The organism is Kitasatospora indigofera, assembly GCF_014655955.1.
GTDB classification, from domain to species: domain Bacteria; phylum Actinomycetota; class Actinomycetes; order Streptomycetales; family Streptomycetaceae; genus Kitasatospora; species Kitasatospora indigofera.
Window position 1 is genome coordinate 24,162 of record NZ_BNBO01000064.1, and the last position, 26,129, is coordinate 50,290.

23 protein-coding genes are annotated in these 26,129 nt (G+C 73.7%); 6 read left to right on the top strand and 17 right to left on the bottom strand.

What is annotated here, in order from left to right; all coding sequences use genetic code 11:
* The first annotated feature begins 54 nt into the window (after nucleotides 1-54).
* Both IE329_RS34380 and IE329_RS34385 read left to right on the top strand, forming a co-directional pair.
* Nucleotides 55-1,479, top strand: a complete 1,425-nt coding sequence (locus tag IE329_RS34380; RefSeq protein ID WP_190214957.1) for an MFS transporter — start codon at nucleotides 55-57, stop codon at nucleotides 1,477-1,479.
* Nucleotides 1,476-2,648: a M20 family metallopeptidase gene (locus IE329_RS34385; RefSeq protein WP_190214958.1), complete on the top strand. Its 1,173-nt coding sequence runs from the start codon at nucleotides 1,476-1,478 to the stop codon at nucleotides 2,646-2,648. Before IE329_RS34380 ends, IE329_RS34385 begins: the two co-directional genes overlap by 4 nt.
* A 211-nt stretch (nucleotides 2,649-2,859) precedes the next feature.
* Here IE329_RS34385 and IE329_RS41920 read toward each other — a convergent pair whose 3' ends face one another.
* The 9 genes from IE329_RS41920 to IE329_RS34435 all read right to left on the bottom strand — a co-directional run bounded on the left by IE329_RS41920 (nucleotide 2,860) and on the right by IE329_RS34435 (nucleotide 12,865).
* Nucleotides 2,860-5,142, bottom strand: a complete 2,283-nt coding sequence (locus IE329_RS41920) for an aminotransferase class I/II-fold pyridoxal phosphate-dependent enzyme (protein ID WP_308438426.1) — start codon at nucleotides 5,140-5,142, stop codon at nucleotides 2,860-2,862.
* 141 nt (nucleotides 5,143-5,283) lie between these two features.
* On the bottom strand, nucleotides 5,284-6,930 hold the full coding sequence (locus tag IE329_RS34400; protein ID WP_190214959.1) for an AMP-binding protein: 1,647 nt from the start codon (nucleotides 6,928-6,930) through the stop codon (nucleotides 5,284-5,286).
* Entirely contained in the window at nucleotides 6,927-8,042 is a 1,116-nt protein-coding gene (locus IE329_RS34405) for a Glu/Leu/Phe/Val dehydrogenase (protein WP_190214960.1), read from the bottom strand. Before IE329_RS34405 ends, IE329_RS34400 begins: the two co-directional genes overlap by 4 nt.
* Before the next feature lie 101 nt (nucleotides 8,043-8,143).
* On the bottom strand, nucleotides 8,144-8,707 hold the full coding sequence (locus IE329_RS34410; protein WP_190214961.1) for a type 1 glutamine amidotransferase: 564 nt from the start codon (nucleotides 8,705-8,707) through the stop codon (nucleotides 8,144-8,146).
* Between the two features lie 12 nt (nucleotides 8,708-8,719).
* Nucleotides 8,720-9,523: an amino acid kinase family protein gene (locus IE329_RS34415; RefSeq protein ID WP_190214962.1), complete on the bottom strand. Its 804-nt coding sequence runs from the start codon at nucleotides 9,521-9,523 to the stop codon at nucleotides 8,720-8,722.
* Nucleotides 9,520-10,575, bottom strand: a complete 1,056-nt coding sequence (gene argC / locus IE329_RS34420) for an N-acetyl-gamma-glutamyl-phosphate reductase (protein WP_190214963.1) — start codon at nucleotides 10,573-10,575, stop codon at nucleotides 9,520-9,522. Before argC ends, IE329_RS34415 begins: the two co-directional genes overlap by 4 nt.
* Nucleotides 10,572-11,423, bottom strand: a complete 852-nt coding sequence (locus IE329_RS34425; protein WP_190214964.1) for an ATP-grasp domain-containing protein — start codon at nucleotides 11,421-11,423, stop codon at nucleotides 10,572-10,574. Before IE329_RS34425 ends, argC begins: the two co-directional genes overlap by 4 nt.
* Nucleotides 11,424-11,427: 4 nt before the next feature.
* Nucleotides 11,428-11,613: a lysine biosynthesis protein LysW gene (locus IE329_RS34430; protein WP_190214965.1), complete on the bottom strand. Its 186-nt coding sequence runs from the start codon at nucleotides 11,611-11,613 to the stop codon at nucleotides 11,428-11,430.
* A 100-nt stretch (nucleotides 11,614-11,713) separates the two neighbouring features.
* Nucleotides 11,714-12,865 (bottom strand): LeuA family protein, encoded by a 1,152-nt coding sequence (locus tag IE329_RS34435; RefSeq protein WP_190214966.1) that lies wholly within the window; start codon nucleotides 12,863-12,865, stop codon nucleotides 11,714-11,716.
* A 325-nt stretch (nucleotides 12,866-13,190) separates the two neighbouring features.
* Here IE329_RS34435 and IE329_RS34440 point away from each other — a divergent pair, with 325 nt between their 5' ends.
* Entirely contained in the window at nucleotides 13,191-13,790 is a 600-nt protein-coding gene (locus IE329_RS34440) for a LuxR C-terminal-related transcriptional regulator (RefSeq protein WP_190214967.1), read from the top strand.
* A gap of 38 nt (nucleotides 13,791-13,828) precedes the next feature.
* Nucleotides 13,829-14,572, top strand: a complete 744-nt coding sequence (locus tag IE329_RS34445; protein ID WP_190214968.1) for a maleate cis-trans isomerase family protein — start codon at nucleotides 13,829-13,831, stop codon at nucleotides 14,570-14,572.
* Nucleotides 14,573-14,626: 54 nt separating this feature from the next.
* Here the strand turns inward: IE329_RS34445 and IE329_RS34450 are convergent, their stop codons facing one another.
* The 5 genes from IE329_RS34450 to IE329_RS34470 all read right to left on the bottom strand — a co-directional run bounded on the left by IE329_RS34450 (nucleotide 14,627) and on the right by IE329_RS34470 (nucleotide 21,044).
* Nucleotides 14,627-15,289: a response regulator transcription factor gene (locus IE329_RS34450; RefSeq protein WP_190214969.1), complete on the bottom strand. Its 663-nt coding sequence runs from the start codon at nucleotides 15,287-15,289 to the stop codon at nucleotides 14,627-14,629.
* A 900-nt stretch (nucleotides 15,290-16,189) separates the two neighbouring features.
* The gene (locus IE329_RS34455; RefSeq protein ID WP_190214970.1) at nucleotides 16,190-17,410 is read right to left on the bottom strand and encodes an LLM class flavin-dependent oxidoreductase; all 1,221 of its coding nucleotides are present in this window, start codon (nucleotides 17,408-17,410) and stop codon (nucleotides 16,190-16,192) included.
* Nucleotides 17,407-18,756: an NtaA/DmoA family FMN-dependent monooxygenase gene (locus IE329_RS34460; RefSeq protein WP_229927996.1), complete on the bottom strand. Its 1,350-nt coding sequence runs from the start codon at nucleotides 18,754-18,756 to the stop codon at nucleotides 17,407-17,409. Before IE329_RS34460 ends, IE329_RS34455 begins: the two co-directional genes overlap by 4 nt.
* Before the next feature lie 33 nt (nucleotides 18,757-18,789).
* Nucleotides 18,790-19,686, bottom strand: coding sequence for a DUF6292 family protein (locus tag IE329_RS34465; protein ID WP_190214972.1), 897 nt, complete (start codon nucleotides 19,684-19,686; stop codon nucleotides 18,790-18,792).
* Between the two features lie 140 nt (nucleotides 19,687-19,826).
* On the bottom strand, nucleotides 19,827-21,044 hold the full coding sequence (locus IE329_RS34470) for an MFS transporter (RefSeq protein ID WP_190214973.1): 1,218 nt from the start codon (nucleotides 21,042-21,044) through the stop codon (nucleotides 19,827-19,829).
* 65 nt (nucleotides 21,045-21,109) lie between these two features.
* Here IE329_RS34470 and IE329_RS34475 point away from each other — a divergent pair, with 65 nt between their 5' ends.
* Nucleotides 21,110-21,532 (top strand): MerR family transcriptional regulator, encoded by a 423-nt coding sequence (locus IE329_RS34475; protein WP_190214974.1) that lies wholly within the window; start codon nucleotides 21,110-21,112, stop codon nucleotides 21,530-21,532.
* Between the two features lie 477 nt (nucleotides 21,533-22,009).
* Nucleotides 22,010-23,515: an alkaline phosphatase family protein gene (locus tag IE329_RS34480; protein WP_190214975.1), complete on the top strand. Its 1,506-nt coding sequence runs from the start codon at nucleotides 22,010-22,012 to the stop codon at nucleotides 23,513-23,515.
* A 155-nt stretch (nucleotides 23,516-23,670) separates the two neighbouring features.
* Here the strand turns inward: IE329_RS34480 and IE329_RS34485 are convergent, their stop codons facing one another.
* The 3 genes from IE329_RS34485 to IE329_RS34495 form a co-directional block, all read right to left on the bottom strand.
* The gene (locus IE329_RS34485) at nucleotides 23,671-24,306 is read right to left on the bottom strand and encodes a MarR family winged helix-turn-helix transcriptional regulator (protein WP_190214976.1); all 636 of its coding nucleotides are present in this window, start codon (nucleotides 24,304-24,306) and stop codon (nucleotides 23,671-23,673) included.
* A gap of 164 nt (nucleotides 24,307-24,470) precedes the next feature.
* On the bottom strand, nucleotides 24,471-25,421 hold the full coding sequence (locus IE329_RS34490) for a M48 family metalloprotease (protein ID WP_229927994.1): 951 nt from the start codon (nucleotides 25,419-25,421) through the stop codon (nucleotides 24,471-24,473).
* Nucleotides 25,418-25,798, bottom strand: coding sequence for a BlaI/MecI/CopY family transcriptional regulator (locus IE329_RS34495; RefSeq protein WP_190214977.1), 381 nt, complete (start codon nucleotides 25,796-25,798; stop codon nucleotides 25,418-25,420). Before IE329_RS34495 ends, IE329_RS34490 begins: the two co-directional genes overlap by 4 nt.
* Nucleotides 25,799-26,129 lie beyond the last annotated feature (331 nt).

Here is a 26,129-nt window from a genome sequence, read left to right on the forward strand (position 1 = left end):
GCCGGGGCGGATCCCTCCCCCCCACCACACCTCATCCCGAAACAGGTGCTGCCCATGTCCGAGACCGGCACCCTCCATCCTGCCGGAACAGCCGTCCGTGCCACCCCGGCAGCGGCCGTGATCGCCTCGGTCGTCCTGGTCGAGCTGTCCTCCGGCATCACCCAGGGATTCCTGTCCCCGCTGCTCAAGGGCCTGACCCGGACCCTGCACGTGACGGCGGCCGACCTGAACTGGATCAGCATCGCCAACCTGCTGGCCAGCGTCGCGTTCACCCCGGTGCTCTCCCGGATGGGCGACCTGTACGGGCACCGCCGGGTGCTGCGCTGGAACCTGCTGATCGTGCTGCTCGGCTCCGTCCTGGTCGGCCTGAGCCGCTCCTTCGGGATGCTGCTGGCGGGCCAGCTGCTGCAGGGCGCCTTCGCGGGGTTCTTCCCGCTGCTGGTCGGCATCCTGCGCAACCGCAGCGGCGCCGCCGAGAGCAGGCGCGGGATCAGCTTCATGGTCGCGGCGCTGACCGGCGGCGTCGCCTTCGGGCTGGTGGCGAGCGGGCTGGTCGCCCGGTCCTCGGCCAGCCCGACGGCCGCGCTGTGGGTGCCCACCGTCGCCGTCGCCCTGGCCCTGGCCGTCACCTGGCCGCTGCTGCCGGAGTCCGGCCACCGGCCCGGCGGCCGGGTCGACGGGGCCGGGGGCGTCCTGCTGAGCATCGGCCTGGTCGCGATCATGCTGGGGCTCGGCCAGGGGGGTACGCCGGGCTGGGAGTGGACCTCCGCGCGGACGCTGCTCTGCCTGGCCGGCGGCGCGGCCGTGACCGGGCTCTGGGTGCTGGTGGAGCTGCGCACCGCCGAGCCGATGATCGACGTGCGGCTGTTCCGCCACCGCAACGTGGTGGTGGTCTCGCTGGTGGCGCTCACCTTCACGTTCGGCATGCTCGGCCTGCTGGTCGCGAACCCCGTGTACCTCGGCACCGCGAAGGCGGAGGCCGGGTACGGACTCGGCCTGGACCCGCTCGGCATCGCCCTGGCCATGCTGCCCAACATGCTCGCGCTGACCCTGGGCGCGCTGGTCGCCCCCGCCCTCGCCACCGCGATCACCGACCGCCGGGTCCTGGTGACCGGATCCGTGCTGATGGCGGCCGGTTTCGCGGGGGAGAGCCTGGGCCGGTCGGCCCTGCTGCCGTTCCTGGCGGCGACCGCGGTCGCCGGTCTCGGCAGCGGCCTGCTCCAGCACTCCACCCGGACCCTGGCGGTCGAAGCCGTGCCGCACGACCAGACCTCGGTCGGCTCGGGCATCAACGAGCTGCTGATCAACGTCGGCGGCTCGATCGGCGCCGCCGTCGTCCTGACCGTCTTCGCCGCCCAGACCCCGGCCGGTCAGACCCTGCCCCGGATCGGCGCCTACACCACCTCGTGGCTGGCCTGCGCCGCCGTCGCGCTGGCCGGCGCCGGCCTGTCCCTGTTCTACCGAGGAGGAAAGCGATGAGCACCCTCGCCGACCTGCGCGCGCACACCCGCGCCGCGCTGACGGCCCGGCGCGACGAGGTGGTCGCGCTCAGCCACAGCCTGCACGCCGAGCCCGAACTGGCCTACGAGGAGCACCGGTCGGCCCGCAAGATCGCCGATCTGCTCGAAGGCCGCGGCTTCGAGGTGACCCGCGGCGTGTGCGAGCTGCCCACCGCCTTCACCGCCACCGCCGGCCGCGGCGAACTGGTCGTCGGCATCTGCGTGGAGTACGACGCGCTGCCCGGCATCGGCCACGCCTGCGGTCACAACGTCAACGGCGCCGCGGCCGTCGCGGCGGGCCTCGCGCTCGCCCCGGTCGCCGACGAACTCGGCCTGACGGTCAAGCTGATCGGCACCCCGGCCGAGGAGTCCGGCGGCGGCAAGGTGGACCTGCTGCGCGGCGGCGCCTTCGACGACGTCGCCGCGGCGATGATGGTCCACGCCGGCCCCAACGACTCGGTGGGCATGACCTCCCTCGCGATCAGCAGCCTGCGGGTGTCGTACACCGGCCGTTCCGCGCACGCCGCCGCGATGCCGCACCGCGGGATCAACGCCGCGGACGCCATGATGATCGCCCAGGTGGCCGTCGCCGCCTACCGGCAGCAGCTGATGCCCGGTGCGGTGGTCTCCGGCATCGTCACCGCCGCGGGCGACGCGGCCAACGTCATCCCCGCGTACGCCGCCGCCGACTACGACTGCCGGGCGCGCACCGCCGGGGAACTCGCCGAACTGCAGGCCCGGGTCCGGGCCTGCTTCGAGGCGGGCGCGCTGGCCACCGGCGCCGAACTGGCCATGGAGGCCGTCGGCAACGACTACGCGGACCTGCGCCAGGACCTCGCGATCGGCCGCAGCTACCAGGCGGCGGCCGAGGCCCTCGGCCGGGTCGTGCCGCAGTCGGACCCGTCGGTCCTCGGCGGCTCCACCGACATGGGCAACGTCTCCCACCTGGTTCCCACGATCCACCCGATGATCGGCTACGACTGCGGGGACACCATCATGCACAACCCGGCGTTCACCCGGTTCGGCACCAGCCCGCAGGCCGACCGGGCGGTCCTCGACGGCGGCCTCGCGATGGCCTGGACCACCCTCGACCTGGCCCTCGCCCCGGCGCACCGGGCCTCCCTGCTCACCCGTCTCGCGGCCCGCTGAGGCCGTCCGCTGAGGCCGTCCGCCGCGGTGGTCCACCGTCGCCGGCCCGCCCACGGCCGGGCGGGCGGACGGACGACGAACGGCCCGGTCCGCGAGGTCCGCGGGCCGGGCCGGAGCTGCCGGAGGTGGGGGCGGCAGGTGCGAGCGAGCGGTGCATGGGGGTCAGGTGTCAGGCGGCCGGCGTCAGGGGGCCGGGGTCAGGCGGCCGGGGTCAGGAGGCGGCGTCCGGCAGGCCGAACACCACCTGGTTGGACAGCACCACGTCGTGGCTCTGCACGTCGATGGTGATGCGGTCACCGTCGGCGATCCGGAACCCGTCGTGGTAGCTCGCGCGGTCCGCGCCGAGCAGGATGTAGTTGACCAGCCCGGGGCGGCGCAGGGCCGGGTACTCGAAGAGGTTGTCCACCATGGCCCGGACGCGGAAGTACAGCGCGTCCTCGCCGCAGTCGAACGGGCCCTCCCAGGCCGGGGCGCCGTCCCGCTCGATGGTGACCCGGCCGGTCACCGTGGCCGGCGGCTCGCCGAGGAAGAGCCAGGGGGCGATGGAGGTGTCGACCAGCTTGCAGTACGGGTTCCAGCCGGGGTTGCGGATGTGCAGGCCGATGTCGCAGAGGTCGTTGCCGAAGGTGTATCCGGCGTAACGGGGGTTGCCGGCGTCGTCGTTGACGTAGACCAGGGCCACCTCCGGCTCCTCGATCAGCGCGACGGACTGCTTCGGCGCCACCAGGGTGTCGCCGGGCAGCCGGAGCCAGGAGCCGAAGCCCTTGAAGAACCAGTTCGGCGCCACGAACTCCTCGTCCTCGCTCGGCTCGCCCTCGAACTTGGACTTGTGGGTGCGCATGAAGCCGCTCAGCAGGGCGTTGCCGGTGGCCTCGGGCAGCAGCGGCGGCAGGTAGCGGATCTGCTCCTCGCCGCCCTCGACGACGACCGGTTCGGCCTCGGCCCTGATCGCGGCGATGACCTCCGCGGGGGACTCGGCGGCGATGAACTCGGCCTGCAGCCGGCCGTCGTTCACCCGGTAGAGGGTCAGCGGGGCGCCGGGTACGGGCTTCTCGAAGCCCACGTACCGCTCGCCCTGGTATTCGCATTCGAAGAGTACGGACATCTCTGGGTCCTCCTGGGCTCGTTGGTGCGGTCGGACCGGCGTGGGCCGGGTGCCGGGGACGGTGGTAGGCCGTGCGGTGGTAGCCCGTTCGGCGGGGTGGCCGGAGGGGCGTCCGGCGCGGGGGGCGGTGAGGTCGGCCAGGACCTCCTCGATCCGGTCGACGGACTCCTGGATCCAGGGCAGGCCGAGCGGGTCGGCGGCGGTCAGCGCGGCGTCCTGGCGCTGCGCGGTGTCGCCGTAGAGCCTGCTGGTGGCGGCGCGCAGCCGCAGCGGGCCCGGGTCCTCCCCGAAGGCCTCGGCGGCCAGCACCCCCAGGCCGTAGCGGTCGCCGAGCAGCCGGGTCAGCGCGGTGCCGGTGTGCACGCCGTGGCCGGCGGCGAGCGTGTCGCGCAGCGGCTCGAAGTCCGGGTAGAGGTAGCAGGTGGCGCGTACCGGGTCCAGCAGGGCCCCGGCGGCCGTGAACCGCTCGGCGACCGCGCGGGCGACGGTCCCGTGCAGCCGGCGCGCGGCGGCCACCCGCGCGAGGACCTCCGGCGGCTCGCCGAAGGCGTAGGCGGCCGCCACCTGGACGGGGGCCGGGGGACTGGACCAGATCTGGCTGGCAATCGCGACCAGCCGGGTGTGCAGCCGGCGTCCGGCCGCTCCGGAGGGCAGCAGGGCGACCCCGGTCCGCCAGCCGCCGACCGCCAGGTTCTTGGTCAGCCCGGTGGTCACCACGGTGCGTTCGGGGGCGAACACGGCGGGGGAGACGGCCGGGGTGTCCGGGTCGAGGACCAGGTCGGTGTAGATCTCGTCGGAGATGATGACGAGGTCCAGCTCGCGGGCGGCCTCGGCCAGCCGCCGCACGGTGCCGGGCGGCGCGACGTTGCCGGTGGGGTTGTCCGGCAGGGTGACCACGACCGAGCGCGGGTCCTGTCCGGCGGCGCGGGCGGCGAGGACCGCCTCCCGCAGCCCGTCCGGGTCCGGCACGCCGCCCTGTCCCGGCCGGACGGGCACCCGCAGGACGCGGCCGCCCGTCAGCTCGGCCTGGGCCGCGTAGCTGACCCAGCTGGGCCGGGGCACCACCACGTCGCCGCCGACGGCCGTGATCAGGGCGAACAGCAGGGACTTGCTGCCAGGACCGGCCACCACCAGCTCCGGGTCGGCGGCCAGGCCGCGCCGCTGCCAGTAGCCGGCGGCCGCGGTGCGCAGGGCGGGGCCGCCCGCCACCGGGCCGTAGGAGCTCTCGCCGGCGGCGGCGGCGAGCCGGGCCCGCAGTTCGGGGAGGACCGGCAGGCCGATCTCCCCGCTGGCCATGATCAGGACCTGCTCGCCGGCGGCGCGCCGGCGGGCCAGGGCCTCGTCGGCGGCCAGGGTCGCCGACAGGGTCACCTTCGCGGGCTCGGTCATGGGTGGGCTCCAGGGCGTGGGCGGACTCCGGGACGGGGTAGGGCGCCGGGGTGCGGGCGGGCTCCGGGGTACGGGTGGACTCGCGGGCCGGGGTGCGGGCCGGCGGGGGCGGGACGGGGGTGCCGCCCGCCCCGTCGGGGGCTACTCCCCGCCATGGCGGCGCCGCAGTTCGGCCTTGCGGACCTTGCCGGTGAGGGTCTTGGGCAGGGCGTCGACGAGCACCAGGCGGTCCGGCAGGAAGCGCTCCTCCTGGCCCGCCTCGCGCAGGTGGGCGCGGATGCCGTCGAGCCCGGGTCCGGCGCCGCCGCTGGGCACGACCACCGCCAGGATCGGGTCGTCGATCCGGCCGGTGGTCCCGACCAGGGCGGTCTCGGCCACCGCGGGGTGGCGCGAGATGATCGCCTCCAGTTCCGTCATCGGCACGACGGCGCCGTCCCGCAGCAGGGCGTCCTTGGCCCGGCCGAGCACCCGGATGCCGCCCCGGTCGTCGTCGCGGGCCAGGTCCCCGGTGTCGAACCAGCCCTCGGCGTCGAGTTCGGCGGCGAAGGCGTCCTCGCGCTTGTAGTAGCCGAGGGCCTGGGCCGCCCCCCGGACCCGCAGCCGGCCGACCCGGGCCCGGGTGCCCGGGTCCTCGCGGGCGTCGATCCGCAGCTCCATCGAGCCGATCGGCCCGCCGTTGCTGCGGGCCGCCCGGTTCACCTCGTAGTCGAGCCGGGTGATGGTGACCGGGCCGAACTCGGACATCCCCCACACCGAGTAGGTGCGGGCGTCCAGCGTCTCGCGGACCTCGTCCACCAGGTCCTGGAGCACCGGCGCGGAGCCGGTGACCGCGTGCCGCAGGGTGCTGACGTCGCGCGGGTCGGCCCGCTGGGACCGCGCGATGTCGGCGAGCGTGGACGGCGGCCCGTAGACCAGCGTGGCGCCGTAGCGCTCGACGAGGTCCAGCAGGGCGGCGTTCTGCCGGACGTCCTGGAAGACGACGGTGCCGCCGAGCATGACGCCGGTCAGCACGCCCTGCCCGAAGCCGGAGTAGTGCACCAGCGGGGTGGTGACGGCCGCCACCAGGCTGTCGTCGAGCAGGAAGGTGTCGGCGTAGCCGCGGACCGCCGCGTGGATGGTGTTCTGGCTGTGCAGGACGCCCTTGGACGGGCCGGTGGTGCCGGAGGTGAACAGCACCACGAACGGCTCGTCCGGCGTCAGTTCGAGGCCGTCCAGCTCGCCGGTCCGGCCCTCCTCCCAGGGGGTGGCGACGAAGTGGTCCTCGAAGGAGAGCGCACCCGCGCTCCGGCCGCCGACCACCACCACGTGCTCCAGCGGCAGTTCCGCCTTCAGCGCGGTGAGGTGCGCGGCCAGCGGGTAGCCGTCCCACTCCGGGACGGTGACGCAGACCCGGGCCCCGGTCAGTTCGAGGCGGTGGCGCAGCTCCTCCTCCCGGCAGACCGGGTCGATGGGGCAGATCACCGCGCCGACCCGGACGGCGGCGAACAGCAGCGGCACCGACTCCCAGCGGTTGGGCAGCTGAACGGCGACGAAGTCGCCCCGCCGGACGCCGAGTTCGAGCAGTGCCACGGCGAACCGGTCGGTCAGCCGGGCGAGTTCGGAGTAGTCGAGGGTGTCGGTGCGGGACTCGGTGATCCGGCGCCCGGCGACGGCCAGCTTGTGCGGCCGCAGCCGGGCCTGCCGGCGCAGGTCGTCGAGGAAGGTCTCCTCGCGCCACCAGCCCCGCTGCAGGTACTCGGCGGTCCGGTCCGGGGCCTGTTCCCGCCCGGCCGGCCCGGCCCCGGTCATCCGCGCTCCTTGCGGCGGACGTCCAGCAGCTCGGGCAGCGGGTTGCCGGCGCGCCCGGCGGCGATCTCCAGCAGGTCCCGGGTGTTCTTCCTGACCCGGTCGCCGACCCAGTCGAACACCCACTGCTTGCGGGCCTCGGCCGGCAGCTCGAACGGGACCACCCGGGTGACCGCCAGGGCGGCCGAGGCGGCGCCGCCGATGTTGGCGATCACGCCCGGGACGAGGACGGCGCCCGCGGCCGCCGCCTTCTCCTTGGCCTCGGCGCTGGAGGCCAGGTTGCCGCCCTCGACCACCAGGCGGGCCCGCAGGCGGTGGGTGTTCTCGGCGTTGAGCGCGTACTTCTGCGCGGCCAGGATCAGCAGGTCGGCGTCCAGGTCGAGCCAGGCGTCCGGTTCGCCGGAGAGGGTGACGTCCTGCGGCAGCCGGGAGCGGTCGATCCGGCCGAACTCGTCGGTGATGGCGACCAGGTCGGCCACCGGAAGCCGGTCCGCGCTGATGGTGCCCTCGATGTCGGCCACGCCGACCACCAGGTGCCCGCGGTCCTCCAGGAACCGGGCGACCGCGCGGCCGACCGCGCCGAAGCCCTGCACCACGACCCGGGCCGGCCCGGTGCGGCCGTTCGCCTCCAGGGCGGTGACCGCGGCCACCCCGACGCCGTGGCCGGTGCAGTCGATCAGCGGCTCGTAGTAGGTGCGCCAGTCGATCGGCATGTCCGGGGCGCCGAGCCGGAAGCGCGGGTCGTAGCCGGCCTCGGCGAAGAACACCGCCCGGTCGGCCGGGGTGACGCCCATGTCGATGCCGAGGTGGATGCCGCCGTGCAGCAGCGGCTTGACGGTACGGCCGAAGGTGCGGAAGGTCTCCTCGCGGTTGCCGCCGTCGGAGACGATGCCGGCCTTGGCGCCGCCGATCCGCAGCCCGGCCAGGGTGAACTTCTCGGTCATGTCGCGGGCCAGTCCGGCGACTTCCTCCTCGGTGACCCCGGTGGTCATCCGGGTGCCGCCCATGGCCAGGCCGTCGACGAGGGAGTCGACCACCACCCAGCCCCTGATGTCGCCGCCGCTGCCGTTGAGGTGCGTGGTGAAGGCGGGCGCCTGAGTTTCGTTCGAAGTCATTGCGGAGTCCTCTGGTCCATGGGTCGTTCGGGAGGGTGGGGGCGCACCACACCCGCGGACGGCGGCGCCGGGTGGCGCCGCCGTCCGCGCGTGGCGGGCCGTCACTGGTAGAGCTGGGCGAAGCCGCGCAGGATCTCCAGGCCGTCGCTGCGGAACTCCAGGTGGGCCTGGGCGCCGAAGATCCGGCCGTCCTCGGAGCGGATGAACTCCACGGGTGCGTGCTCGGAGCGGCCGATCGAGCGGAAGCCCCCGGGGGCTTCCTGGAGGTAGAGGGTGTGCCGGTGGAAGACCGTCACCACCGGCTTCACATGGGTGAAGAGCGGCTCCTCCTTGTCGACCTCCACCTGGTAGCCGCCGACCCGCTGCGGCCCCTCGGCGAGCCGGCCGCCGGCGGCGACGGCGATGATCTGCATGCCCCCGCAGATCCCGAAGACGGGGACGTCGGCCTCCGTGACGAGGTCGATCAGCGGCTTGTAGAACTCGCCGTCATAGGCCCGTACCTTGGTACCGCTGAGCACGATTGCCTGGTAGCGGCCGTCCAGCCGGGCGGGTACGGACGCGGCGGTGGTCACCTCGGTCTCCGAGCCGAGTTCCTCGAAGCGGCTGCGGAGCTGTTTCAGGGACAGCGTTCCGTTGTTGACGACCAGCACTCGGGATTTCGCCACGTGCTGTGCTCCTCACGTTCGGGTGATGACGGTTCCGGTCCGTCCGGCGACCAGCTCGGTGACGGGTGCGCTGCCGATGACCACCCGGTCCACGCCCCGGTCCAGGGCCTCGCCGGCGGCCCGCAACTTCTTGCGCATGCCGCCGGTGGCGCCCTTGTCCCGGAACTTCGCGGCGGCTTCCGCCGTGATCCGGGGGACCGGCCGGTCGTCGATCAGCAGGTGGGCGACGTCGGTGACGAGGATCAGCTGCTCGGCCCCGATGCCCCCGGCGACGGCGGCGGCCGCCCGGTCGGCGTCGGTGTTGACCTCCTGGCCGGCCCCGTTCCGGGCCAGCGGGGTGACCAGGTAGGCGTGGCCGGGCTGCAGGTTCTTCAGCGGGGCCGGGTCCACGCCGGTGATCGGGCCGACCAGGTTCTCCAGCTCGACCAGCTGCTTCTCCTTCCACCACCACCGCTCGCCCTCGCCGGCGGTCACCAGGCCGTCGCTGCCGAGCAGCCGCTCCGAGGTGATGCCGCGCCGCGCCAGGCGGGCGATGACGTCCTCGGCCAGCTCGGCACTGACGGTCTTGATGTCCTCGATGACCTCCGGTGTGGTCCAGCGGCTCTGGTTGCCGTACCGGTCGCGCAGGATCGCGGACGGGTCGCGGTAGCGCGCGCCGAGGTTCTTCAGCGGCTTGGACCAGCCGTGCACCAGGACCAGCGGCCGCTGCTGCCCGAACCCGGCCAGGTCGTCCCACCAGGAGTCGGCCAGGTCGTCGACGGTGCTGCCGCCGAGCTTGACCACGGTGGGGGTGTTCGAAGGTGTCGTACCGCTCATGCGGGCATCACCGGCTGCATGGTCAGGCCGGTCTCCACGGGGAGGCCGAAGCGGATGTTGAGGGCCTGGAGCGCCTGGCCCGCCGCGCCCTTGACCATGTTGTCCAGGGCCGCCAGGACGACGATCCGCCCGCCCTCCTCGTCGTGCAGGGCGGTCACGTCGCAGTAGTTGGAGCCCAGCACGGCCTGCGGGTCGGGCACCGGGATCAGCGTCTCGTTGTGCCGGCGCACCCGTACGAACGGGTGCTCCTTGTAGAAGCGCAGGTAGGCCCGCTGCAGGGAGCGCGCGTCCACCTCGTCGTCGGTGAACACGTAACTGCTGGCCATCAGCCCGCGGACGTGCGACACCCCGTACGCCGACATGCTGAGCGACTCGACGCCGCCCGGCTTGCTGCGGTCCAGGAAGTCCTTGACCTCCGCCCCGTGCCGGTGGCCGGCCGGGGAGTACGGCGCGATGGCGCCGTTGCGCAGCGGGTGCAGGTTGGCGGTGCGCAGTTCGAGGCCGCCGCCGCTGGAGCCGGTCTTGCCGTCCACCACCACGGTCCGCAGGTTGAGTCCGAGCGAGAGCACCAGCGGGGCGAGCCCGATGGTGATCGCGGTGGCGAAGCAGCCCGGCAGGGAGATCAGCGCGGCCCCGGCCAGCTGGTCCCCGATCAGCTCCGGGACGCCGTAGACGAAGCGGTCGGCCAGCCCCTCCGCCCGGCGGACCTTGGGGTACCAGCGGTCGTGCAGGTCGGGGGTGCGGATGCGGAACGCGCCGCTGAGGTCGATGACGCAGGGGACCTGGTCGGCGAGCTCCGCCGCGAGTTCGGCCGAGACCGGTGCGGGCGTGGCCAGGAAGACCACATCGCAGCGGTCGGCCAGGCTGTCGGGCAGCGTCTCGATGGTCAGCCCGAGGTCCAGCCGCAGGCCCGGGTGGAGCTCGGCCGGGCGCCGGCCGGCGCTGGAGGAGCCCCCGAGGAAGGTCAGTTCCAGGTCGGGGTGCTGGAGCACCAGCCTGATCAGTTCGCCGCCGGCGAGCCCGGAGGCCCCGAGAATGCCGACCCGGATCATCCGGTCTCCTCCTGTACGTAGCGGGCGATCGCGTCGGCGATGTCCACCCCGGTCGCCGAGGCCACGGCCCGGAAGGCGGGGGCGTGGTTGACCTCGTTGACGACGTAGCCGTCGGGGGTGCTGAAGAGGTCGATGCCGAAGATGCCGGCGCCGAGCACGTCCAGGACGCCGTCGACGATCTTCTGCACCTCGGGGTCCAGGTCGATTGCCCGGTTGCGGTTGCCGAGGGCCGCGTTGCTGCGCCAGTCCGTGCCGGCGCTGCGGAACTCGGCGACGGCGACCAGTTCGCGGCCGACCGTGAAGCAGCGCAGCGAGGCGCCGCCCGCCAGGTAGGGCTCGACCAGCGAGGCCTGCTCGAACCCGTGGCCGAGGTCCTCCACGTAGTCGTAGACCGACTGCGCGGAGTCGGCGTCGCGCAGCAGGGTGACCCGCTTGCCCATGCCGCCGAAGACCGGCTTCAGCACCACGGGCGGGGGCAGTTCGGTCAGCGCCCGCTCGAAGTCCCGCCGGGACAGCACCAGGCGGAAGTCGGGCACCGGCACCCCGGCCGCCCGGAGCTGGGCGCGGAGCGTCAGCTTGTTCTCGCAGGCGTGGATGGCCGGGGCGGTGTTCAGGGTGGGGATCCGGGCCGCCTCCGCGAGGGTGGCGATCAGGCCGCCCCGGGTGTAGCTGCGGCTGCGGACGAGGACGGCGGCGTAACCGCCGAGCGAGGCGGCGTCCTGGTCACCCAGGGCGAGCGACTCGTCGTTCACCCACTCGATGCGCAGGCCGAGGCCCGCGGCGGTGTCGATCAGCCGGCGCTCTTCCCAGCCGACCCGGTCGGCGACGATGGCGACAGTACGGCTCATCGGCTCACTGGCCCCAATCGCGCAGTTGCACCTCGACCATCTGGAGGCTCAGACGGCCCTCCGCGACGTCCTCGACCCGCAGCGTCAGCATGCACTCGGGGCAGGCGATGGTCTCGCCCTGCACCAGCGGTGGTGTGGTGAGGTCGGTCTCGCACTCGGGGCAGAGTCCGGTGAGCGTTCCTACAGACATGGTCTTCTCCGCGGTCGTATCGGGTCGGTGGGTGCAGGTGGGTGCAGGTGGGTGGAGGTATGTGTGGCGTGGGTGCGGTGCGTGGGCCGGGCCGGCCGGGTCAGGCGGACCGGTACTGGACGGCCGCCGCGCGGATCGCGTCCCGGTCGAGCAGGTCCTCGCCGTGCGCCTGGCGCTCGGCGAGCCAGGAGGTGAAGACGCCCACGTCGAGCGAGTCGGCCAGCTCGCCGAGCGCCCAGCGGACGAGCGGGGTGGTCAGCCGGGTGCGCACCCGCAGCTCGCGGGAGTTGCCCACCACCTCCGGCGGGAGGGTCTCGTACGCCTCCGGGTGGGTCAGCTGGCCGGGCAGCTCGTAGGCGAAGGCGTGCGGGGCCGTCGGGCCGGACTGGAAGGCGTGGCCGAGCCGGGCGCCCCGCAGCGCGGTGTTGGTGAGCTCGGTGAGGTGACTGAGGTCGAAGCGGGTGTCGCCGTGGACGACGCGCAGCGAGGTGAGCAGTTCGGCGAGCGGCGCGTTGCCGCCGCGTTCGCCGATGCCGCCGGCGGTGGCGGAGATCCAGCGCGCCCCGGCCCGGTAGGCGGCCAGCGAGTTGGCGACCGCCATGCCCAGCATGTTGTGCGAGTGGATCTCGATCTCGGCGCCGTCGATCGCGGCGATCTCCCCGATCACCGTCTCCATCTGCCAGGGCGACAGGCAGGCGACGGTCTCCGCCAGCCGGAACCGGTCGGCCCCCGCCTCGAAGCCGGCCGTGACGTAGGGGACCAGTCGCTCCCTGGGGGTACGGGCCCCGTCCTCACCGCTGAAGGTGACGTGGAAGCCGCGGTCCTTGGCCAGTTCGATGGCCGTGCGCGCCACCGAGATCAGGTACTTCGTGCTCGGCGAGGCCAGCTTCAGCCGGGCGTGCTCCTCCGAGGTCGGGATCGAGAACATCACGGACCGGACGCCCAGCCGCAGCGCCTCGTCGAGCGCCTTCGCCACCTGCTGACGGTCCCTCACGACCACCAGGGTCAGGCTGCGTTCGGGGCCGACCGCCTCGTGCGTGGCCAGGACCAGGTCCGCGTCGGCCGAGTCCGGGCCGGAGACCATGCCCACCTCGACCAGCTCCACGCCGGTCTTCACCAACAGTTCGGCGATGACCGCGGCGTCCTTGGCGTCGAACTCGACGCCGGCCATGTGCGCGGAGTCGCGCAGGGTGGCATCGGATATTCGGGGCAGTTCTTCGGGGGGAATTTCGCCGTTCGCTGGCGTTGCCATTGCATTCACTCCTTATTTCAGAACCCGTTGGGGAACTGATCAGCCCGACAGTCGCAGATCGTACGGAATCAGGGCGGCGAGGTGCGGTGGAAGCTGATCACCAGCCTCACCCGTACTTGAGCGAGGGTCAAGATCTTCCGTGTCAGAGCTTTGTCAAGCTTCATCATGCCGATGTCAGGCGAATGTCAGACCGGGAAGGACGGGCAGGACCGGCCGTGCGGTCCGTCAATTCGTCCACAACACTTACTGCGGGTGCCGGGATTCTGGTCTAGGGTGCTCGGAGTCCGACGGCCCGGTCGCCCGGCCGCAGGAATGGGGGAATCGAATGATCTTCGTTGTCGAGCTGGCCTTCCGCGCGGAACCCGGGAGCCACCTGCAAGGACTGCGGGAGCACCGCGCCTACTGGGACGGCCGGGCCAGGGACGGCGTGCTGATCGACAGCGGCCCCTGGCAGGACGGCTCCGGGGAGTTGCTGCTCTGCCGGGCGCCGGACCGGGCGGCCATGCTGCGCATCCTCGACCAGGACCCCTACCTGCGCTCCCGCGCGGTGGCCCGGATCCAGGTCCGCGCCTGGGACCCGGTGGGCAGGCTCGCGGCGCCGGCCGGGTCCGCACCCCCGGCCGCCCGCCCGCCCGGCCCGCGCCGCGGCCCCCGCGCCTGCGAACTGACCCCGCACGAGGAGCGCGTCGCGGCGATGGCGGTGGACGGCATGACGAACCGGGGAATCGCCGAGGCCCTGTCGGTCTCCACCCGCGCGGTGGAACTCCAGATCACCCGCATCTACCTCAAACTGTCCATCCGGCGACGGGCCCAGCTGGCCCCGGCACTGAGCCGGCACCGGGACGCGGCGGACGGGCCGCCGGAAAGTTCGGGGACGGCCGGGACTACGGTTTCCCGTAGTGTCGCGGACTTCGGCCGGGGATAGCGTGGGGGAAATGTCTCCGACCGACGGGTGAGACCGCCATGGGAATTCCCTCCGTGCCGCGAATAGGGCTGGTCGTCCCTCCGGAAAACCCGACCGCCGAGCCGGAGTACGGCCATCTCCTCGGCCTCGGTGCGGCATTCCACACGACCCGCTTCCCGACCACCCCGGACAGTGGCCTGCGGGAAATGCTGGACACCTACAACGAAGTCCTGCCGGACGTCCTGGCCGGCTTCGGCCGGCTGCCGCTCGACGCGGCCGTGGTGGCCTGCAGCGCCTCGCACTACCTGCACGCGCCCGACGGCGACCGGAAGTTCTGCGCGGAGCTCTCGGCCCGCACCGGCTTCCCGGTCCGGTCCTCGGCGCTGGCCACCCTGGACGCCTGCGAGGCCCTCGGGCTGACCCGGCTCACCCTGGTCTCGCCCTACGAGCCGTGGCTGACGGACCTCTCCCGCACGTACTGGGAGCAGGCCGGGATCACCGTCGACCGGGTGGTGCAGGTGTCGGCCGACGGCGTGTTCGATCCGTACGCCGTGACCACCGAGGGGCTGCTCGCCCAACTCCGGCAGCAGGACGTGCCCGAGGACGCGGCGCTGCTCTTCACCGGCACCGGGATGTTCACCCTGGACGCCTTGGCCGAGCTGGGCGGACACCCGGACCGGGTGCTGCTGAGCTCGAACCTCGCCAGCGTCTGGTGGGCGCTGCGCGCGGCGGGCACGCGGCGAGGCGGCATCGGCGAGCACCCGCTGCTGCGACGGCTGGCGCGGCGGGCCGGCCCGGCCTGAGCATCGCCCGGTGACGCCGCCCGGCCCGCCGGCGCCGGTCCGGGGCCACCGGGTTCAGCCGCTCCCGATCCGGTAGCCGACGCCCCGGACGGTGATGATCCACTTGCTGGCGCCGAGCTTGCTGCGCAGGCTGCTGACGTGCGTGTCGAGGGTGCGGCTGGACTCCATCCAGTCGCACTCCCAGACCTTCGCCATGAGTTCCTTGCGGGAGACCACCGATTCGGGGTTGGAGGCCAGGACGTAGAGCAGTTCGAACTCCTTGGCGGTGACGTTGACGACGCGGCCGTCCAGCCGCACCTCGCGGGTCCGGCCGTTGATGTGCAGCGGGCGGAGCGAGATGTCCTTCGAGGAGGGGGTGGTGGCCTGGGTCCGGCGCATCACCGCTTCTATGCGGGCGACGACTTCGCGCGGCCCGCAGGATTTCACCACGCAGTCGTCCGAACCGGCCTGCAGGGCGTGGACCCGGTCCGACTCGGTGTCGCGGCCCGCGAAGGAAATGATGGGTGTGCTGCCGGCGGCTCTCATCGTCCGGCAGACTTCCAGTCCGTCGATATCGGGAAGGTCGAGATCGAGCAGTACCAGGTCGACGTCGCGGTACATTTCCAGTGCCTCTCTGCCGGTGTCGGCGCTCTTGGCCTCGTACCCTTGTCGCAGAAGGCTGTAGAGCATTGACTCGGCCACGGCAGAATGTTCTCCGACTAACAGCACGCGTACCATGTTCCCTCGTCTCCTCCATAAACAGGGGCGTTACAACGTCCCGGTGATCACGCGGGCCTGAAGGTGAAAACGGCGCGGAGGGTCCCCGCCCGTCCCGGCGGGGACGACCGGACGGCCGGTGGGTGACGGCGGGCGGGTGACAGGAGGCCGGCCCCCGGGTGGTGGACGGCGGGGCGGGCCGGGGCGGGGCAGGCCACGGGTGCCGGGGGAGCGGGGCGGCACGCCGCCCTCCGGCGGTGGGCACGGCGCTCCGCCCGGCCCCGGCACCGTCCCGGAGTCAGGTCACCGGCCGTCGCTACATCGCGCGAAGAGCATGGCTGCTCGGTCACGGCGGCTCTGCATCGGCCCTGCTTCCCTAGGGACTCGAAGGGGTTTCGGCGCCCGGCCCGGGTGGAGGTGCGGCGCCCCGGGATGCACGGGGAATTTTCGTTCGAACCGCGTGCGATCCGCCCATATCCTGACACCCGGCGCCTACAAGGGCAAGCAATGCCCGGCGCCGCACCGCGCTCCCGGGCCGGTTCTCCAGGGAATCTGTCCGAATTGATACCGATTCAGCCTGCCCATCCGGCTTTGGATTTCACACCGAGGAAACGGAGGCAGGCGCGGCCCCCCGAAGACCGAGGGTTTGGGACCCGGGGTCGTCAGGAGGCCGCGCCACGATCCCGGCGGTCAACGGCGCGCCGCAACTCCTCACGGTGCGTACAGGGTCGACCGAAATGAAGTCGCGGACAGTCATTGTTCGGCGGGCCGCGCCCGGAATCATTCATCAAATTTTCTTGCCAGAAATGTTTCAGGCCCCGGGGATCACCCACGCAAACTCCGGCGCCGACGGGACCGGCCCGGCGGCGGGCGAGGACGGCGCCGGCGCGGGCCGCCCGCCCGCCCCGCGGACCGGGCGGATCACCGTACGGCTCCCGCGGCACCGGCCCGCGCATGGCGGTTGGCGGGCCGGGGCAGGCCGAGCAGCCCGCGCAGGGTGTCGGCCCCGTAGGCGGTGCGGAACGCCCCGCGCCGCTGGAGCTCGGGCACCAGGCCCCCGGTGATGGCGGCGAGGTCGTGCGGCAGCGTGCCCGGCCGCAGCCGGAACCCGTCCAGTCCCGTCCCCTGCCACTCCAGCAGCAGGTCGGCCAACTCGCCCGGGGTGCCGGTGAAGACCGCCGCGTCCGAACCGAACACGCTGCCGTCCAGCTCGTCCAGCCGGTGCTTGCGTCCGGCGGCCCGGCCCGGCTCGTCGTCCAGGAAGACCACCAGGTCGGCGAAGGCCCGGATCGGGTCGCCGGCGGGCCGGCCGGACCGCTGCCGCGCCTGCTCGAACTCGCCGAGCCTGGTCACGGCGTCCGCGCGGGACTGCGGCGTGACGAACACCACGTCGGCCCCGGCGGCGGCCAGTTCGTACGGCGTGCCGGCGTGCGCCAGGACGGCCACCACCGGCTGGCCCTGCGGCGGGCGCGGGGTGATCGAGGGGCCGCGGACGCTGAAGTGCGCACCCACGAAGTCGATGTGGTGCACCTTGTCGCGGTCGAGGTAGCGCCCGGTCTGGGCGTCCCGGATCTCCGCGTCGTCCTCCCAGCTGTCCCAGAGCCGGCGGACGACCTCCACCACCTCGTGGGCCTCGTCGAACAGTTCGCGCAGCCGGGCGGCGATCAGCTCCGAGTCCCGGACGTCCTCGTCGGTCAGCTGCGGGGTGGTGCGCCGGCCGAAGTGGGCGGCGTCGGCGGCCCGGGAGGTGATCTGCGGGCGCCAGCCGGCCCGCCCCAGGCTGGCGTGGTCCAGCGAGGCGATGCCGATGGCGAGGTGGAACGGCTCGGTGTGGGTGACGTTGGTGGTCGGGACCAGCCCGATGTGCGAGGTCAGCGGGGCCAGCGCGGCCGACAGCAGGACGGCGTCCAGCCGGCCCCTGACGTGGTCGGTCCGGTCGTCCGGCAGGTGGAAGGCGGAGGTCTGCAGGCCGAGGGTGTCCTCGAAGGTGACGAAGTCGAGCAGGCCGCGTTCGGCCTCGGTGACCAGGTCGGCCCAGTAGCGGGCGGTCAGGATCTCGGCGGGCCGGGCGTCCGGCTCCCGCCAGGCCGCGGGGTGCCAGCCGGCGCCGTCCAGGGCGACCGCGAGGTGGAGGTGGGTCACGGGGTCTCCTCGGAGTGGTGGTGCCGGGCCGGGCGCAGCCCGAGGTGGTCGCGGAGCGTGCCGCCGGTGTACTCGGCACGGTGGACGCCCATCTCCTGGAGGAGCGGCACCACCCGGTCGACGAGCTCGTCCAGTCCGCCGGGCACCACGTTCGGGGAGAACACGAAGCCGTCGGCGGCGTCGCTCTGCACGAACTCGTTCATGGCGTCGGCGACCTGGCGCGGCGTGCCGACGAAGGTGGGCCGCGCGGTGACCTCGGTGATCAGCTCCCGGATGCTCAGCCCGCCCTCCTCCGCGATCTTCCGCCAGTGCCGGACGGTCTCGTCGCGGCCCCGGCTGCGGTACAGGTTGTGCCCCTTGGTGACGACGCTCTCCGGGACCGGGTCGACGTCCGGCAGCGGGCCGTCCGGGTCGTAGCCGGACAGGTCGCGGCCCCAGGCCGCCTCCATCAGCATCAGCGCGGTCTCCGGGCCGACCTGGGCGCGGGCGACCTCCTCCGCGCGTTCGGCGGCCTCCGCGGGCGTGTCGCCCAGGACGTAGCTGACCGACGGGATGATCTTCAGGTCCTCCGGGGCGCGGCCGTACTTGGCGAGCCGCGCCTTGACGTCCCGGTAGGCGGCCCGGCCGCTCGCCAGGTCGCTGTGCCGGCTGAAGATGACGTCGGCGTCCGCGGCCGCGAACTCGCGGCCCTCGGCGGAGTCCCCCGCCTGGATGATCACCGGGCGCCCCTGCGGGCCGGGCGGCGTGCTGAACCGGCCGGATATGTCGAAGTGCTGTCCCCGGTGGGCGAACCGGCCGGCCCCGGCCCGGATGAACTCGCCGGAGGCGGCGTCCGCCCGGAAGTCGCCCGGCCGCCAGCTGTCCCACAGTTCCTGGGCGGTGTGCAGGAACTCGGCCGCCCGGGTGTAGCGGTCGGCCTCGTCGAGGAAGCCGCCCCGCCGGAAGTTCTCGCCGGTGAACGCGTCGTAGCTGGTCACCACGTTCCAGGCGGCCCGGCCCCCGCTCAGGTGGTCCAGGGTGGCCACCCGCCGGGCGACGTCGTAGGGCTCGTTGAAGGTGGAGTTGACCGTCGCGGCCAGCCCGATGTGCGTGGTGACGGCGGAGAGCGCGCCGAGCACGGTCAGCGCCTCGGGCCGGCCCGCCACGTCGAGGTCGTGCACGCGTCCCTTGTGCTCGCGCAGCCGCAGGCCCTCGGAGAGGAAGAAGAAGTCGAACTTGCCGCGCTCGGCGGTCCGGGCGAGCCGGGCGAACGAGTCGAAGGCGATCTGGCTGCCCGCATGCGGGTCCGACCAGATCACCGTGTGCTGGACACTGGGGAGTTGAGCGGCGAGATGGATCTGTTTCACGGGCACGGCAGACGGTCTCCTGAGACAGCGGGGTCAGCGGAATATCTGGTACAGGTCGGCGGCGATCCGCTCGGAACAGCCCAGGCCCGCCACCGCCCGGCGCGGCCCGCCGGTGCGGGAGGGCGGCGTGCGGGGGCCGCTGGCGGCGGCGGGTGGGCCGGCGGCGCCGGGGGCGGTGGGCGCTGCGGCGGGCGGGCCGGCCGCGGGCGGCTTCGGCGCGGGCCCGCGCCGGGCCTGCAGCGCCTCGGACAGCCGCCCGGCCAGCACGCCGGGGCCGAAGGAGGAGGAGGCCACCTCGGCGTATTCGAGCAGGTGCAGCACCGCCTGGAACTCGCTGGCCCGGAGCGGCAGTTCGAGTACGGGATCGGGCCCCTGCGGCGCCAGTGCCGTCCGGACCCGCTCGTGGTACGCCCGGGCCCGGAGTTCGGCGAACCTCGGCTGCGGCGCGTGCTGGGCCGGCGGGCCGGGCACGTACCCGGCCAGGCGGTCGAGCAGCTCGGGGACCCCGCGGCCGGTGGCCCGGTAGCGGGGGCGCTCGCGGCTGCCCGCCGCGGCGGGGGTCAGCCGTACGGTGTCCAGGAAGGCCGCCACCCGGTGCGGTTCGGGCAGCAGCCCCTCCTCCATCCACCCGGCGCCGGCCAGGAAGTCACGGACCGGGCCGGTGCTCCGCAGGTAGCACCAGCCCGAGGTGCCGGTCCAGTGCAGGCCCCCTTCGGAGTCCGGGGAGATCTGCCGGCCGAAGCGATGGGTGAAGTCGATGCCGCCCTCGACGTCCTCGAAGGAGTCCTCCGGGCCGGAGTAGGGGCCGCAGCTGTACACCGAGGTCACGGGGACGCCGTCGGCCATCAGCTGCTCGGCGACGGCCGTGACGTAGTGCGCGGTCCGGAACTCCAGCGCCCTGGCGGTACGTGCGTCGATCTCGGCGGCCACCCGCCTCCTCCTTCGTGACGTGTCGTTCGTCGGCCCCCGGTGCGGCGGCCGGGGCCCCGCACCGGGCGGGGCACCGGCCCGCGGGGGCGCGGGAGTCGCCCGGTGCCCCGGTTCCTGCTCGTCCGTTCAGCGGGCGGCGCTCACCCGCGCCGGAGGGGGAACCCGTGCCGGCGGGCGGCGAACACCACGGCCACCACCGGGGCCATCAGGACCAGCACGCTCCACGGGAAGGACTCGGCGCCGAGCACGCTCAGCAGCACGCCGCCGATGATCCCGCCGGCGGCCATCGCCACGTTCCAGAGGGTGACCAGCATCGCCTGGGCGGCGTCGGCCTGTTCGCCGCCCGCGTCGCCCACCGCGGTCTGCAGCAGGGTCGGGACGCCGCCCCAGCCGAGACCCCAGAGCGCCGCCGCCACGTAGACCAGCGCGTGGCTGTCGGACAGCAGGCCCAGGCCGGCCGCCGCCACCGCGACCAGCAGCGAGCTGCCGATCGTCAGGGCCCGCAGCCGGTGCTGGATCTGGGCGCCCACGATCCAGATGCTCACCATCGAGGCGATGCCGAAGACCAGCAGCACCAGGTCGGTGGAGCGGCCCATGCCGAGGTGGTCGAGGAAGGTCGCGATGTAGGCGTACAGGACGGTGTGGGCCAGCACGAAGACCAGCGTCACGAACAGCACCGGCGTCACGCCCGGGACGGAGAGCGCCCCGAGGACGCGGGTCCGGCCCTCGGGGCGCTGCCCCGGGTGGTCCGGCACGGTCGCGGTGATCCACCCGATCACGACCAGGGCCAGCCCCGACATCACCAGGAACGCGACCCCCCAGCCGAACACCTTGCCCAGGTAGGTGCCGGCGGGGACGCCGAGCGACAGCGCGACCGGGATGCCGGTCATGACGATGGCGATCGCCTTGCCCTGGAGGTGGACCGGCGCCAGCCGGCGGGCGTACCCGGCCAGCAGCGCCCAGGCCAGTCCGGCGGCCACCCCGGCGACGAAGCGGCCCGCCATGGTCAGCGGGTAGTTGGTCGACAGCGCCGTGACCGTGTTGGCGACGGCGAAGGCCGCCATCGCGGTCAGCAGCAGGCGCTTGCGCCGCCAGGCGGCGGTGGCCACGGTCAGCGGGATCGCCGTGAGCGCGGTCCCGATCGCGTAGATCGTCACCGACTGCCCCATGGCCGACTCGCTGACGCCGAGGTCGGCGCTCATCGCGGGCAGCACGCCCGCCGGGAGCGTCTCGGTCAGGCAGGTGATGAAGACGGCCGTGGCCAGCGCCAGCAGCGCCAGGACGGGGAGTTTCTCGTTCTCCGCTTGCTTGTTGTCATCGGGTTCGGCCTGGATGTCCACTGGCAACTGTGTGCTCATGGCGGCTATGTTTGAACCCTCACATATATGTGAGGGTCAACCGGACCGAGTGTGAGGTGAGTCACATGCGCATCGGAGAGCTGTCGGAACGCACCGACACGTCCCGCCGCCTGCTCCGCTACTACGAGGAGCAGCAGCTGATCGTCTCCACCCGCTCGCCGAACGGCTACCGGGAGTACGACGAGCGGTTCGTGGACCGGGTGATGCAGATCCGCGGGCTGCTCGACGCCGGACTCCCGACCAGGATCATCAAACAGATCCTTCCCTGCCTCGACAAGCCCCGAACCATCCACTTCCCGGACGCCACGCCTGAGATGCTCGCCACCCTCACGCTCGAACGCGACCGGATGACCGAGCGCATCAACTGCTTGATCCGGAACCGGGATTCGGTCGCCGAGTACCTCGACGCGGTCAGCGGGGGCCTGGCTGACGGCGCCCGCCAGGACGCCGTCATGGCCGGCTCCCGGACGGACCTGAAGTCGGCCTGAAGACGGCCTGAATCCGGCCCCGGGGCGGCTGGAACGCGGCCCTCGCCCGGCCTGCGCCGGGCCCGCCCCCGGCTCGCGCGCCCGGCCCGGGCGTGGTCCCGGTGCCCGGTCCTCTTCCGCCCGTCCGCCTGTCCGCGCCGTTCCGGCGGGCGGGCGGACGGCTTTTCCGGGGCGGCGGGAGCGGCTCCGGGGCCGCGCCACGGCCCGGGGTGGCCGGCGATGTTCCGCAGCTGATCGGCGGCTGGTCGGAAGCCGACGAGCGGTCGGTCGGCGGCCGATCAGCGGCCCTCGAACGATCACATACAGGTAACGTGTCTGAACCTAAGTTCGGGAGTTGTTCATACAACCGTGCCTTCAGGGAAACCGGGGGAGCGCCGTGCGGCTCCAAGCTCGTCAGCGGCAGCCGACGGGATCGTGCCTCGTCCCGGGCCGCCCGTCCTGCACCTCCTTCCGTCTCCCCTGGGAGCTCCTGTGCGCATGTCCCGTCCCGTTCGGGCCATCCTCGCCACCGCCACGCTGACCGCGGCGCTGCTGCCCCTCACCGGTGTCCAGGCCTCGGCCGCCACCGGTCCGTACAAGGGCCTGCCGAACGGCACCAAGACGGCCAAGACGCTGGTGATCGGTGTCGACGGCACCCGCTACGACAAGCTGCTGACCGCCGACGCGCCGAACATCAAGGCGCTGATGGCCTCGGGCCTGACCGCCCCCAGCAACCTCTACGCCAACCCGCTGGCCCCGACGCTCTCCGGCCCCGGCTGGTCGACCATCGCCACCGGCGTCTGGCCCGACAAGCACGGCGTGAAGGACAACACCTTCGCCGGTTCGCAGTTCACCCTCTACCCGGACTTCGCCACCCGGCTGGAGACGGCGGCGCCGAGCGCCTCCACCCTGGTCGCCGCCTCCTGGAACCCGATCGCCGACACCGTCTTCCACGGGACGCCGGACCTGCGGATCGACGAGAGCGAGAACGACACCAAGACCGCCTCGGACGCCGTCGACTACCTCACCAACGGCAACCCCGACACGACCATGCTGCACTTCGACGAGGTCGACGAGGCGGGCCACAGCTACGGCGGCACCAGCACCCAGTACGCCGCCGCGATCCACTCGGTGGACGCGCTGGTCGGGCAGGTCGTCCAGGCGGTGCGCAACCGTCCGACCTACGCCGCCGAGGACTGGCTGATCATCGTCACCACCGACCACGGGCACACCGACGCGGGCGGCCACGGCGGGAACAGCGCCGTGGAGCGGCAGACCTTCCAGGTCGTCAACGGGGCCGGGTACACGGCCGGTTCGGTCCGCTACGACGTCAAGCCGGTCGACATCGCCCCCACCGTGCTCAAGCACGAGGGCGTGACCGTCAACCCGGCGTGGCAGCTCGACGGGAAGCCGATCGACGAGATCGTCCCCGACGCCTTCGACGCGCTCCGCCCGAGCCTGCAGACCCGGGTGGACGAGACCGGCATCCCCGCCGCCACCAAGGGCTTCACCCACACCCCGCCGGCCGGCTGGAGCATCGACAACTCCCGGATGCCGAGCGGCGGCGTCACCGAGTGGCGCGGCTGGGCCTTCGCCACCGACGAGTTCTGGACCGCCGCCCAGCTCGGCCAGTCGCGGGAGACCAACGTCCGCGCCCGCAACGTCTTCGCGGTCGCCGACTCCGACGAGTGGGACGACAAGACGCACGGCACCGGCCAGTTCGACTCGACGCTGGTCAGCCCCGCCTTCCCGGTCAGCGGCACCCAGGCCACCATCTCCTTCGCCAACAACTACAAGGTGGACGGCCCGCAGACCGGCGACCTGTACGTCGTCTTCGGCACCGGCACCCCGCAGCTGGTGAAGTCCTACCGGAGCGACCTCAACTCCTTCGAGAAGCTCACGGTCAGCGTCCCGGTCGGCGCCACCACGGCGCAGCTCCAGTTCCGCTACACCGGCACCAACAGCGCGTTCTGGACGGTGGACCAGGTCTCCGTCATCTCCTGACGCACCGCCGGGCCGGCTCGTGACCGGCGGCCGGACCGCACCGGCCGCCGGGAGCGGGCCGGCCCCGGCCGGCGGTCCGGCCGGGCGTCCTCGCCCACCCCGGACCGCCGGCGCCGGATGTGCCGGCCGGGCCGGGTGAGGCGGTCGCCCGCCGGTCAGCCCTGCGGCGCGGCGGCGGCCCGGGGCGTACCGGGCCCGGGCCGCTCCGCCGCCGCGCAGACCCGGCGCAGCAGGGCGTTCAGCTGGGCCCGCTCGCCCCTGGTGAGCGGGCGCAGCAGGTCGTCCTGGGCTGCGGCGGCCTCGGTGTGCAGCAGTTCCAGCCGCTCCCGGCCGGCGGCGTTCACCATCACCACCTCGTGGCGGCGGTCGATGTGGACGGGGAAGACCTCGACGAGCCGGGTGGCCAGCAGGTCCGCCACGATCGGCAGCGCGTCGGCGAGGGCCAGGCCGCTCCGGGCGGCCAGATCGGGCTTCGCGTGCGGCCCGTGCTCGGCGAGCGCGGCCAGCATCGCCAGGTGCGCGCGGGTCATGCCGCGCTCCGCGAGCCGTTGGGTCAGGCGCAGTTCGGCCGCCCGGCCGGCCAGCGGCAACAGGTGGATGGCCTGCTGGAGCGGGCTCGGTGAGCCCTTGCGGCCGTCGTACATCTGCGCTCCATCCGCACCGGGGGCTGCCCCGGGGTTCGCCTCGCCAGGGTGCGGCCGGACCGCCGTGCCGTCCGTCCCGCCGCCGTGGTCGAGGTGCGCCGTGCGCCCGTCGGGCGGGAGGCCGCGCAGGGGCACAGCTGTGCGCACCGTCTACCGAAGTGTAGACGAGCGGGGCGGCGGCGGGCAGGGCCGGTCGGACTCCGGGCGTGCGGGGGCGGGGAGCGCGTTCCGCCGTGCGGCCGGGGGTGGCCGGGGCCGCCCGCTCCGGCGGGCCGGGGCGGGTGCGCCGGAGGCGGCGGGTACGGCCGCGGCTACGGCTGGACGACCTGCTGCGCCTGTTCCTGCACCAGCTCGATGTACTCGTGCAGGCCGAAGGCGGAGCCGAGGCTCAGGGTGAGCGAGAGGGCGACGACGGCGAGCAGGGCGACGGCCGCCGTCCGCGGGGCCCGTCCGCGCGGGGGCGCCGGCGGGGCGTCGAGCAGGGCGCCGACCCGGCGGGGGACGGGCCCGGTGCCGATGGCCGGCAGCAGGCTGGGGTGCCGGCCGGAGGCGGCGGAGGCCAGGGCGGCCCGGGCGACGGCCGCGGCCGCCAGCCGGCGGTCCCCGACCGTGGCGGCGGCCTCCTCGTCCGCCCACCGCTCCAGCTGGAAGGAGGTCGCCGCGGCCAGCCCGCGGACGGCCGGGTGCGCGGCCGAGGCGAGCTGGACGGTCCGGGCCAGCAGGTGGTGGCGCCCGGCGAGGTGGGCCCGCTCATGGGCGAACAGCACGTCCCGCCCGTCGAGGTCCAGGGTGCGCAGCATCGCGGCGGTCACCACGATCCGGCCGGGCCGGCCGCGGTGGCCGGGCAGCGCGAAGGCGTCCGCGGACTCGTCCGGGACGACCAGGAGTTCGCCGCTGTCCGGGTGCCCGGCCACGCTCCGCCAGGTCCGCACGAGCAGCTGCCGCTGCCGGTGCCACAGGCGCGCGGCCAGGCCGGCGACGACCAGCAGCGCGGCCCCGCCGGCCACGGCGAGCGGGACGGCGGCGGACGGACCGGCGGGGCCGCCGCCGTCCTCCGCGAGCAGCATCAGGTGGAGCAGTCCGCCGGCGACGAGGCCGCCGAGGGCCCACACCGTGCTGCCGGCCAGTGCCACGGCCGAGCCGGCCAGGGTGAGGGCGGCGGCCTTCGGCGGCAGCAGGTCGGCCAGCCGCCGGGCGGCGGGGACGGCCGCCCAGGGCCAGACCAGGGCCAGCGCCAGCAGCACGGCCACCAGCACGCTCACTGCCGGCCCTCCTCGGCGGTGCGCAGCAGGCGGCGCAGCACGTCCTCGTCGTCGGGGGAGAGGGCGGAGACGAACCGTTCCAGCACGAGGTCCCGGTGCGGGTCGCGGTGCAGTTCGCGGTGCATCCGGCTGGCGGTCAGGCCGGGTGCGTCGTGCACGGGGGAGTAGACGAAGCCGCGTCCGCCGCGTTCGCGCGCCAGCGTCCCCTTCTCGTGCAGCCGGGTGAGGATGGTCGTCACGGTGGTCCGGGCGAGCCGCCCGCCGAGGGCGTCCCTGACCTGACCCGGCGTGAGGGGTCCCGGTGCCGCCCAGAGCACGGCGAGCACGTCGGCCACGAGTTCGCCGTGCGGCCGCCTGGGGTCGCTCGCCTCGGACATCTACGCCGCTCCGTTCGTGATGGCCCGTCGTGTCCCGCGCCGGTCGTCCGGGGGTGACGACTACGACCCTGTAGACGTTCGGGTCTTCTTTCATTAAGGTACGCCTAAGCTAACTGTACGGGTCTGCCCGGCGGTGGCTAGATCCTGTCCTTCCGTCGCCTGGAGCCCCGATGCCGTCCCGCCGCCCGTCCGCCGACGCCCCCGAGGACGCCGAGAACCAGCAGCAGGACGGGACGACGCCCATGACCGGCGCCGAACCGGGCGGCCAGGCCTCCGTCAGCCGTCGTGCGGTGATCGGTTGGGCGGGTGCGGGTGTCGCGTTGGGTGCGGC

Excerpts from the sequence above, each read along its gene's own strand:
- IE329_RS34480 (WP_190214975.1), top strand. The coding sequence starts at position 22,010 with ATGTCCCGTCCCGTTCGGGCCATCCTCGCCACCGCCACGCTGACCGCG.
- IE329_RS34405 (WP_190214960.1), bottom strand. The coding sequence starts at position 8,042 with ATGACTTCGAACGAAACTCAGGCGCCCGCCTTCACCACGCACCTCAAC.
- IE329_RS34385 (WP_190214958.1), top strand. The coding sequence starts at position 1,476 with ATGAGCACCCTCGCCGACCTGCGCGCGCACACCCGCGCCGCGCTGACG.
- IE329_RS34475 (WP_190214974.1), top strand. The coding sequence starts at position 21,110 with ATGCGCATCGGAGAGCTGTCGGAACGCACCGACACGTCCCGCCGCCTG.
- IE329_RS34495 (WP_190214977.1), bottom strand. The coding sequence starts at position 25,798 with ATGTCCGAGGCGAGCGACCCCAGGCGGCCGCACGGCGAACTCGTGGCC.
- IE329_RS41920 (WP_308438426.1), bottom strand. The coding sequence starts at position 5,142 with ATGACCGAGCCCGCGAAGGTGACCCTGTCGGCGACCCTGGCCGCCGAC.
- IE329_RS34415 (WP_190214962.1), bottom strand. The coding sequence starts at position 9,523 with ATGAGCGGTACGACACCTTCGAACACCCCCACCGTGGTCAAGCTCGGC.
- IE329_RS34470 (WP_190214973.1), bottom strand. The coding sequence starts at position 21,044 with ATGAGCACACAGTTGCCAGTGGACATCCAGGCCGAACCCGATGACAAC.
- argC (WP_190214963.1), bottom strand. The coding sequence starts at position 10,575 with ATGATCCGGGTCGGCATTCTCGGGGCCTCCGGGCTCGCCGGCGGCGAA.
- IE329_RS34435 (WP_190214966.1), bottom strand. The coding sequence starts at position 12,865 with ATGGCAACGCCAGCGAACGGCGAAATTCCCCCCGAAGAACTGCCCCGA.
- IE329_RS34430 (WP_190214965.1), bottom strand. The coding sequence starts at position 11,613 with ATGTCTGTAGGAACGCTCACCGGACTCTGCCCCGAGTGCGAGACCGAC.
- IE329_RS34425 (WP_190214964.1), bottom strand. The coding sequence starts at position 11,423 with ATGAGCCGTACTGTCGCCATCGTCGCCGACCGGGTCGGCTGGGAAGAG.
- IE329_RS34380 (WP_190214957.1), top strand. The coding sequence starts at position 55 with ATGTCCGAGACCGGCACCCTCCATCCTGCCGGAACAGCCGTCCGTGCC.
- IE329_RS34400 (WP_190214959.1), bottom strand. The coding sequence starts at position 6,930 with ATGACCGGGGCCGGGCCGGCCGGGCGGGAACAGGCCCCGGACCGGACC.
- IE329_RS34445 (WP_190214968.1), top strand. The coding sequence starts at position 13,829 with ATGGGAATTCCCTCCGTGCCGCGAATAGGGCTGGTCGTCCCTCCGGAA.
- IE329_RS34450 (WP_190214969.1), bottom strand. The coding sequence starts at position 15,289 with ATGGTACGCGTGCTGTTAGTCGGAGAACATTCTGCCGTGGCCGAGTCA.
- IE329_RS34440 (WP_190214967.1), top strand. The coding sequence starts at position 13,191 with ATGATCTTCGTTGTCGAGCTGGCCTTCCGCGCGGAACCCGGGAGCCAC.